This is a genomic window from Nitrosomonas eutropha (assembly GCF_003201195.1).
In the GTDB taxonomy this organism is placed as follows: domain Bacteria; phylum Pseudomonadota; class Gammaproteobacteria; order Burkholderiales; family Nitrosomonadaceae; genus Nitrosomonas; species Nitrosomonas eutropha.
Genome location: NZ_QICQ01000022.1, coordinates 38,996 through 47,832 on the forward strand (window position 1 = coordinate 38,996; position 8,837 = coordinate 47,832).

At 48.2% G+C, this 8,837-nt stretch carries 10 protein-coding genes; 3 read left to right on the forward strand and 7 right to left on the reverse strand.

Annotated elements, in window-relative coordinates; all coding sequences use genetic code 11:
- Nucleotides 1-31 precede the first annotated feature (31 nt).
- Complete coding sequence (locus C8R14_RS08850) at nucleotides 32-619, forward strand: GIDE domain-containing protein (RefSeq protein WP_011633440.1); 588 nt, start codon at nucleotides 32-34, stop codon at nucleotides 617-619.
- 40 nt (nucleotides 620-659) lie between these two features.
- On the opposite strand, the gene C8R14_RS08855 is transcribed toward C8R14_RS08850, so the two are convergent.
- The 7 genes from C8R14_RS08855 to C8R14_RS08885 form a co-directional block, all read right to left on the reverse strand.
- Complete coding sequence (locus tag C8R14_RS08855; protein ID WP_011633439.1) at nucleotides 660-1,475, reverse strand: copper resistance protein B; 816 nt, start codon at nucleotides 1,473-1,475, stop codon at nucleotides 660-662.
- Nucleotides 1,472-3,355, reverse strand: coding sequence for a copper resistance system multicopper oxidase (locus C8R14_RS08860; RefSeq protein WP_242500187.1), 1,884 nt, complete (start codon nucleotides 3,353-3,355; stop codon nucleotides 1,472-1,474). The genes C8R14_RS08855 and C8R14_RS08860 overlap by 4 nt, the downstream gene beginning before the upstream one ends.
- Complete coding sequence (gene hemW, locus C8R14_RS08865) at nucleotides 3,303-4,538, reverse strand: radical SAM family heme chaperone HemW (RefSeq protein ID WP_011633437.1); 1,236 nt, start codon at nucleotides 4,536-4,538, stop codon at nucleotides 3,303-3,305. Before hemW ends, C8R14_RS08860 begins: the two co-directional genes overlap by 53 nt.
- Nucleotides 4,539-4,572: 34 nt before the next feature.
- A complete protein-coding gene (rdgB, locus tag C8R14_RS08870) occupies nucleotides 4,573-5,187 on the reverse strand; it encodes an RdgB/HAM1 family non-canonical purine NTP pyrophosphatase (protein ID WP_011633436.1) in 615 nt (204 codons plus the stop codon).
- 18 nt (nucleotides 5,188-5,205) lie between these two features.
- Nucleotides 5,206-5,934, reverse strand: a complete 729-nt coding sequence (rph, locus tag C8R14_RS08875) for a ribonuclease PH (protein WP_011633435.1) — start codon at nucleotides 5,932-5,934, stop codon at nucleotides 5,206-5,208.
- Nucleotides 5,935-5,993: 59 nt separating this feature from the next.
- Nucleotides 5,994-6,800 carry a type I methionyl aminopeptidase gene (gene map, locus C8R14_RS08880; RefSeq protein ID WP_041353646.1) on the reverse strand — a complete coding sequence of 269 codons (807 nt, stop codon included), beginning with the start codon at nucleotides 6,798-6,800 and terminating at the stop codon, nucleotides 5,994-5,996.
- A 113-nt stretch (nucleotides 6,801-6,913) separates the two neighbouring features.
- Nucleotides 6,914-7,516, reverse strand: a complete 603-nt coding sequence (locus C8R14_RS08885; RefSeq protein WP_011633433.1) for a hypothetical protein — start codon at nucleotides 7,514-7,516, stop codon at nucleotides 6,914-6,916.
- A 112-nt stretch (nucleotides 7,517-7,628) separates the two neighbouring features.
- Here C8R14_RS08885 and C8R14_RS08890 point away from each other — a divergent pair, with 112 nt between their 5' ends.
- Nucleotides 7,629-8,264, forward strand: a complete 636-nt coding sequence (locus C8R14_RS08890; protein WP_011633432.1) for a c-type cytochrome — start codon at nucleotides 7,629-7,631, stop codon at nucleotides 8,262-8,264.
- A 468-nt stretch (nucleotides 8,265-8,732) separates the two neighbouring features.
- Nucleotides 8,733-8,837, forward strand: a 105-nt coding sequence (locus C8R14_RS08895; RefSeq protein WP_146208364.1) for a transposase, incomplete at its 3' end; no start/stop codon positions are given.

Here is an 8,837-nt window from a genome sequence, read left to right on the forward strand (position 1 = left end):
CCTGTATCAGCACACCAGCGATCAGTCGTTTATGCTGGATGATGGTACTGGTATCTGTCTGATCAATCCGGAAGGGGCAGAAATCACCAGCAATGAAAAACTGATCTGGCACGGTAATACCGAATGGCCAACACAAACCCAGGTGCTGGATAGCGCTTCAGCCATTGTCGCGCTGACCAGCCGTTACCGCTACAGTGAGCGATTGATCCTGCCTGGGCAACGGCTGTATATCCTCGGCCATCTGCAAACGCGATCACCGGCAACCGAGCAATCTGTGCAGAATATTACACGTGATCTGCTCAGTGATTGGAAACAGGACAGAGAGCAATTGCTGGAACGCTTTGACAGCAATCGGGATAGCGAGATAGATCAGGCAGAATGGGAAATCGCTCGTGAGGCTGCTCGATCACAAGCTCACACCCTTCATCAACAGCTATTGCACGAACTGGAAATCCATCATATTTCCAGACCGGAAGATGACAGACGTCCGTTTATCATATCGGTTCCCGCAAACGGAGTTGATCCGGAAATGTCGCCGCCACGCGCTCTTTATGCTGACGGTCAGCCTGGGGATGATGAGCTGCGCTGCTTGGCTGTTGCGGGTACATGGATAGGTTAAACCGATATTTTCTGACGGTATTTAATAAAAACTGCGATGACTAGAACCACAACTGCACGCCGGCCACAAAGCGAACCTGGCTGGAATCTCCGCCTTCCTCTCGCACAAGATCAGCCGTCTTAAAAAAGCTGCGGTCGTATGAAATTCCAATATAAGGTGCGATTTCTCGCCTGATTTCATAACGCAGCCGCAACCCCAGCTCAATATTGTTGAGCCCTTGGCCAGTAGTAAACTTTTCTACCTTTTGCACGGCTGCATGAGTCTCAATACGTCCTTGCAAGATCAACCGCTGTGTCAGCAAAAAGTTGCGGGATGTCTGGAAACGCATGGACACATCTCCATCCTGGCTAATAAAGAGCGCAGACTCCACTTCGTAGCGATACGGAGCGAGCCCTTGAAACCCGATAACCGCATGAGCCCGCGCCACATCTCTCCCTTTAAAGATTTGTGTCTCTCCGCGCACACCGATCTGAAAATCATAATACTTCCCAATAAATCTACCGTACAGAAGCTGTATGTCGATGTCGTGGTCTGCTTTGAAAGCCGTATTTCGTTCGCCTTCACTTTTAAACCACAGTCGGTTGAAGTCTCCTCCGTACCAACCCTGTATATCCCAGCGGAAATCGCCGCCATCCTCTCCCGGACGGTATTCAAGCACACCAGCACTCAGGAACGCATAGTTCTGATCACTATGGGTCGGATGATGATATTCACCCCGAGATTGGAGCAGATGATTGGGCAAAGTCTGTTTTGCTTTGTCTGACAGTATTTCTGCGCTTGCTGCCGGCAGGCTGCTACCCGCACCTAAGAACAGAATCGCAACAATGCCAGCCCCAAGTTGCAGAAAGAATTTCACGGTTCTGTTCCGGGAACTGCATCCAGGGTCTCAACCACACGAAACATTCCTGTTTCCATATGCAAGAGCAAGTGGCAGTGAAAGGCCCAAGGACCAGGTGCATCAGCAGTAATGGCAACAGAAATGCGTTCAGCGGGCTTGACAAGAACCGTGTGCTTACGCGGAAGGTATGCGCCAGCGCCATTTTCCAGATACATCCACATGCCATGCAGATGCATCGTGTGGTCCATCATCGTATCGTTAACAAAAATCCAGCGTAACCGCTCTCCATGATGGAAAAGGATCGGCTCCCTGGCATCTGAATATTTCTTGCCATCGAACGACCATATGAAGCGTTCCATATGACCGGTAAGGTGAATTTCGAGCTCACGCTCAGGTTTGCGCTGATCAGGATAGGGCTTGAGGCTCTTTAAATCGGTATAGACTAACACCCGGCGGCCATCATTTCCCAGCCCGATGCCCGGTTCATCCATACGACTCTGTGTGAAATCCGGAATGAACTGATTGCCAGGACCATGATCGTCAGCAGCATGCCTGACTGGCTTGGTATCGAGATGCCCGGGCCGATCATGCTCTCCATGCGTGTCGTCGAGCTGCATCCCTTTTGTCGGTTCACCTCTAGCTGCATCGTGAGATTCGTGGTCACCATGGCTCTCGGCGTTCATGTGTCGCATGCCCATATCTGCCATGGTGAGAAGCGGACGGGAGCGGCGCGGCGGAATCTCTGCCGTCATTCCAGGGCGCGGTGCCAGGGTGCCGCGTGCGAAACCACTTCGATCCAGTGTCTCTGCAAAAATCGTGTAAGCACGATCCTCTTTAGGTTCCACGATAATATCGTAGGTTTCAGCCGGACCGATGCGGAACTCATCCACTTCAACAGGTTGTACATTCTGACCATCCGCTTGCACTACGGTCATCCTGAGTCCGGGAATCCGGATGTCCTGAAATGTCATAGCCCCTGCTTGAATAAAGCGCAATCGTACGCGTTCACCCGGACGGAAAATCCCCGTCCAATTTGCGGCCGAGGTCAATCCATTCATGAGGTAGGTGTAGGCATAACCCGTTACGTCTGCCAAGTCTGTCGGATCCATTCGCATCCGGGCCCACATCAAGTAATTGTCAAATGCCGGGAGCCAGCCATCCTGCATGACGTCCTTAATAAAATCACCCAGCGTGCGCTTTTGAAAGTTGAAGTAGCCGGGCTGCTTCTTGAGCTTTCCGATCATTGCATCCACTGAAGAAAAGCTCCAGTCCGAAAGCATGATCACATATTCGCGATCGTACTGGATCGGGTCTGGTTCAAGCGGATCAATAATCATTGGTGCATACACGCCTGCCTGCTCCTGGCCGCCTGAATGACTGTGAAACCAGTACGTGCCGTACTGCCTGATCGTGAAGCGATAGGAAAAGGTTGTTCCCGGCTCAATACCCGGGAAACTGACACCAGGCACACCATCCATTTCAGGTGGCAGGAGAATGCCGTGCCAATGTATTGAAGACGTTTCGTCCAGGCGGTTAGTCACATTCAGGGTAACATCCTGCCCTTCGCGCAAACGAAGTAAAGGCCCTGGAACGGTACCATTGACAGTTGTGGCGGTTGTAGTGCGATGATCGATACGAAACGGCGTTCTGGCGATAGTGAGATTGATAACATCTCCGCTTAGCTGCATAGCCGGCGTAACAGCACTTAAGAAATTAGACCAGGCATAGGTCGGCAGCATCCCGTCCAGAGCAGTAAGGGTTCCCAGTGTGCCTGATTTTTTCAGAAAGGCGCGTCTTGAAATTGAGTCCTTCATTCCGATCTCCCCCCCCCCCGCTATTTTAAGTTCAGGAAGTTGTCGTTTGCCTGGATTCTGGCAGAAAAATCTCCAGCAAGTCATTCAAAAACCTTCGCCCGTCAGCCGTCGGCCGGATACAATCGTGCTGCCACTCAATCAACCCTCGTTGCTCGGCAGTGGTTAGTTGCTGCTGAATTGAGGCAACTGTCAAGCCAGTACGAGTATGAAACAGCCCAGGATCAAAACCGTCCGTCAATCGCAGTGCATTCATCATGAACTCAAAAATCCGGTCTTGCGGCCCAACTTCCTGTTCCGTGGCAAGCATATTTTCAAGATTGGTATTTCTAGCTGCGGCCTGCTCCAGATAGTGACGAGGGTGCTTATGACGCATCTGCCGGATAATTTTTTCTCGAAAGCTGATTTTGCTGTGCGCCCCGGCACCGATCCCCAGATAATCGCCATATTGCCAGTAGTTCATATTATGCACACACATCCTCCCGGGCTGTGCAAATGCAGAAGTCTCGTAGTGCTGGTAGCCTTTTTCTGCAAGAACACGCTCGATCATGATCTGCATATCAGCTGATGTATCTTCATCTGGCAATTTTGGCGGCTGGCGATAAAACAGGGTATTGGGTTCAAGCGTCAGGTGATAAGCAGAGATATGCGGTACGCCCCAGCCACAGGCTGCCTCAATGTCCTGCAATGCTTCATCCTGGGTTTGATTCGGCAGTGCATACATTAAATCCAGATTGATATTGCTGAAATGCTGTAGCGCCTGTTCAACCGCACGAGAAGCTTCAGCATCATTATGGATACGCCCCAATGCCTGCAAATGCCCGGGATTGAAACTTTGGATACCAATGGACAGTCGATTAATGCCAGCAGACCGGAAATCTGCAAACTTTTGTGCTTCCAGCGTTCCCGGATTGGCTTCCAGTGTAATTTCAGTCTCGGGAGCAAAAGACAGCAGCATACGCGCATACGAAAGAATTGCATCGATTGAGGCACCACTGAACAGGCTCGGGGTTCCGCCACCCAAAAATACGCTGGTAACAGGCCGCCCCCAGATTTGTGGCAACGATAGCTCCAGATCACGCTTGAGTGCTGCAACATATTCGGCCTCCGGGAGCGCGCTATTCGGATCAATTGCATGCGAATTGAAATCACAATAAGGACATTTTCTGACGCACCAGGGCAGATGAATGTACAACCCTAAGGGAGGAAGCTCAATCAGATGAGGTGATTTTGAATCAGGCAGGGATAAAACCGGGATTATTTTTTTCATGTCAATCGCATGATCACAAACACGTTATGTCAAACTAAACCGGCATTTTTTCATTCCCCGCCAGTATTTGTACCAGCCTGGCAAGCGCCTTGCCGCGATGACTGATCTTGTTTTTTTCTTCCATGGAAAGCTCGGCTGCGGTTTTACCCAGTTTGGGCAGAAAAAAATGGGGATCATAACCAAATCCGCCCTGACCTTTGGGTTCAGCAATGATTTCTCCATGCCAAGTATCTTCGATAATGACAGGTTGCGGATCCTGCCCATGACGCAACAGGATAATCACACAGTAATAATAGGCCCGGTGATCGGATTGGCCATGCAGTGCTTCAACCAGTTTGCGATTGTTACGTTTATCCGAGCGAGGTTCGCCCGCATAGCGGGCGGACAATACACCGGGCGCACCTTGCAAAGCATTAACACATATCCCGGAATCATCTGCCAATGCGGGTAATCCGGTTGCGAGACTCGCATGTCGTGCTTTGGCCAGCGCATTTTCCACAAACGTCATGTGAGGTTCATCCGCTTCAGTTACTCCAAGCGATGCTTGTGTAACCACTTCAATACCAAGGGGAGCCAGCAGTTTTCCTATTTCAGCAAGCTTTCCGGCATTATTGCTGGCGATAACAATCCTGCTCAGGGAGTGCTGCATGTGTAGTTACTTTTATTGTCAGGAAGCAGCGGTTTCAAGTGTTTTACGTTGCAGGTCAAACAGCTCTTGCAGCCCCTGTTGAGCCATATCAAGCATGACATCCAGTTCCTGACGGCTGAAAACGACTTTTTCTGCAGTACCTTGAACTTCCACTAATCCCAGATTACCAGTCATGACGACATTCAGATCAGTATCGCAACTGGAATCTTCCGCATAATCCAGATCCAGTAGGGGTTGGCCTTTCAGTATGCCAACCGAAACAGCAGCAACGTGATCCTTGATCGGATTTTCTGAAATTATTTTTTCTGCACGCAAATATCCAACTGCATCACACAAGGCAACAAATGCGCCGGTAATGCTAGCGGTACGAGTTCCCCCATCGGCCTGGATCACATCACAGTCAATCTGAATTGTGCGTTCACCAAGTTTTTTCAGATCCAGTACGGAACGCAATGCTCTCCCGATCAAGCGCTGAATTTCCATAGTACGTCCGGATTGTTTACCTTTGGCCGCTTCACGCTGCATTCTTTCACCTGTGGAACGCGGCAACATGCCATATTCTGCCGTCAACCAGCCTTGCCCGGCCCCCTTGAGAAAAGGCGGGACTTTTTCAATAACACTAGCGGTACAAATGACCTTGGTTTCACCGTATTCAATCAACACCGAACCCTCAGCATGCCGGATATAGTGGCGAGTTATTCTGATCGGGCGCATTTGTGCAAGCGTACGATGATTGTATCGTGGCATATCAATCACTTATTTTTTGCACTGATAATGTAATTCCAGCGTGCTATCGGATAATGTCATCAGACTGAGAAATGGTAGTCAGGTTTGGCGGGAGATCCCGATGATATGGTCAGCACTTCGTAGCCATTATCGGTAACCAGTATTGTATGCTCCCATTGCGCAGACAGACTGCGATCCTTGGTAATCACTGTCCATCCATCCGGGAGTTGCTTGATGGCAGCTTTTCCTGCATTGATCATGGGTTCGATTGTAAAAATCATACCAGGTTTAAGCTCGATTCCCGTACCAGCGCGGCCATAGTGCAATACTTGGGGATCTTCATGGAATTTTGCACCAATACCATGCCCACAAAATTCTCTGACGATGCCATAACCAGTTTTTTCTGCCAGACGCTGGATCGCGTGGCCAATATCTCCTAAATGTTTGCCCGGACGCACCTCCTCGATTCCACGCCACATTGCCTCATAGGTGAACTCGCATAACCGCTTGGCCTGAATGGAAGGCTCACCTGCGTAATACATACGGCTGGTATCACCATGGTAACCTTCATAGATGACCGTTATGTCGAGATTGACAATATCTCCGTCCTTAAGCTTTTTATCTCCCGGCACACCGTGACAAACCTGATGATTCACAGAGGTACAGATAGATTTCGGATAAGGACTGTAACCAGGCGGTGCATAATTAAGAGGAGCCGGTATCGTTTTCTGTACATCGACCATATAATGATGGCAAAGCTTATCCAGCTCACCTGTTGTTATGCCGGGTACTACATAGGGTTCAATATAATCTAGCACCTCAGACGCCAGTCGCCCGGCAATACGCATGGTTTCAATTTCCTGTGCTGTTTTAATATGAACTACCACACCCACTCCAACTTGCTCCAATAATCATGATAAATATTTGAAGAAATCTGTGAAAAATCTACAGATAAACAATTCATTGATTTTACCGCTCGAGAATACTGCGCCACCAGATTTTATAAGCGATCACATTCGCTAACTTCAAGCTGTGTACCCGGGAACTGACGGATCAGCTGCTGAATATTTTCAGTGATCTGTTTAGTTGGACTGCGAACTACAAACTCAAATTGTTCCAGAGTTTGTTCACTATCCAACACATGTTCCACACCCTTGTTTTTCATGTCTTCTGTCAACGCCACCGCATCGGAGTTATCCATCAGGATTGCCAATGAAATTGCATTATGCCACGGGTTATCTGCATTTTCTTGAATATGCAAATGAGGAATCTCCAATTTTTCCAGTTGTTCGATCTGCTTCGCAGTCTCACGTGCGTTTTGTAATGGTGGAATGTGCATCCAATGAATAGTAATTTTTCCTTGGGAAATCTCAGTGACAAGATCTTTCCTCGTTTCCCATTTAGAAATTTCCGCTCTGGCTAATCTGGCAACAGGTTCTGGCAGGCTTCCCCATTTAAGACATGCAACCTTGGTAGGCAATAGCTCTATTTTTTCTGGATGAATCAATGGCTTCTGTACAGAAAAATTATTTTTCGGCAGGCTGTAAAAGTAAAAAGCAGCACCTATATTTGCCAGCAATAAAAAAAGAAGAAGTTTTTTCATCTCATAGATTTATAAGTAAACAATAGCAGCGTTTACTGTAGTCAACAAATCTTGTTAGAATACATATATATTGTCTCTTTTATCAGAAACTACTTTATAGCCTATAACGATCATGAAACTCATTGGAACTACTGTAGCAGCAATCGCACTCACATTTTCCAGCTTTGTATTTGCCGAATCCCCAGCTGCGGGCGATGTTGAGAAAGGCAAAGAAATTGCAGCCGGAATATGTGCAGGCTGTCACAATGCTGATGGTAACAGTACTATTCCTATTTACCCCATTCTTGCGGGGCAGGAACCGGGATATACTGCCAAGCAATTGCATGATTTCAAGGCCGCAGCAGGTGAAACTGCCGCGCGTGACAATATGATTATGGCTCCCATGGTGGCAACATTAAGCGAGAGCGACATCGAAAATCTTGCTGCTTACTATTCACAGCAAAAGCCACAACCCGGAATAGTTGGTGATGCTTCCCTGATAGAGGAAGGAAAAAGGCTTTATCAGGGCGGAAATCTGGAAAACTTTATTCCTGCGTGCTCCAGCTGCCATTCTCCCAATGGACAAGGTATTCCACCGCATTATCCAAGAATAGATGGCCAGCATGCCGCCTACACTCTGTCCCAGCTACAAGCATTTCGCCTGGGAACACGCAAGAATGACACGAACAGTGCCATGCAGATGATTGTTTCGCGCATGAGTGAACAAGAGATGAAGGCAGTATCTGAGTACATCACCACACTCAGGTAACATCTTACTTATCTGACGTAATTGACAGGAGACATTCTTCAAGAATTAACCTCCTGTTTTTTATATTATTACGATCATTCAACCGGCCTCAGTAAGGTTTGTGGAAAAAACATACTCTGTTCTTTTTAAACTAAAGTTGGGTTAACGGTTTTTTCATCTAGTCATCAAACAAACCTGCCCTTCACAGCATCTTACGCATTCGCCATACCTTCTACCCAATCCCCCCCCTTGTATCAGGCTAATTGTCGCCTGTTGGCCATGTTTACCCGCACCAAAGTTGCCAAGGAGTTTCGTAAATGGGTGCTGGATATTCTGGATAAGGAAGTTAACCAGTAACCTGTCAGCAATCCCGACAAATTCATTTCACCGGAACAGCAAGGCATCCTGTTTAACCTGACGGCAATCTGATATGGTCTAATAGACCCGGACACTCCAGTTAAGAGAAAATAGTCTTAATTGGAGGATGAAATGGAGCCTGGGAAACACTATACAAAGGAATTCAAGCTGGATGCAATCAGCTTGGTACTGGATCAGGGATTAACGATAGCAGAAGCTGCCAGAAGCCTGGAAATC

Bases quoted from the DNA above. Each gene is read 5' to 3' on its own strand.
- C8R14_RS08890 (WP_011633432.1), top strand. From the start codon at position 7,629: ATGAAACTCATTGGAACTACTGTAGCAGCAATCGCACTCACATTTTCC.
- rph (WP_011633435.1), bottom strand. From the start codon at position 5,934: ATGCCACGATACAATCATCGTACGCTTGCACAAATGCGCCCGATCAGA.
- C8R14_RS08850 (WP_011633440.1), top strand. From the start codon at position 32: ATGCTGGATGATGGTACTGGTATCTGTCTGATCAATCCGGAAGGGGCA.
- C8R14_RS08885 (WP_011633433.1), bottom strand. From the start codon at position 7,516: ATGAAAAAACTTCTTCTTTTTTTATTGCTGGCAAATATAGGTGCTGCT.
- rdgB (WP_011633436.1), bottom strand. From the start codon at position 5,187: ATGCAGCACTCCCTGAGCAGGATTGTTATCGCCAGCAATAATGCCGGA.
- C8R14_RS08860 (WP_242500187.1), bottom strand. From the start codon at position 3,355: ATGACTTGCTGGAGATTTTTCTGCCAGAATCCAGGCAAACGACAACTT.
- hemW (WP_011633437.1), bottom strand. From the start codon at position 4,538: ATGAAAAAAATAATCCCGGTTTTATCCCTGCCTGATTCAAAATCACCT.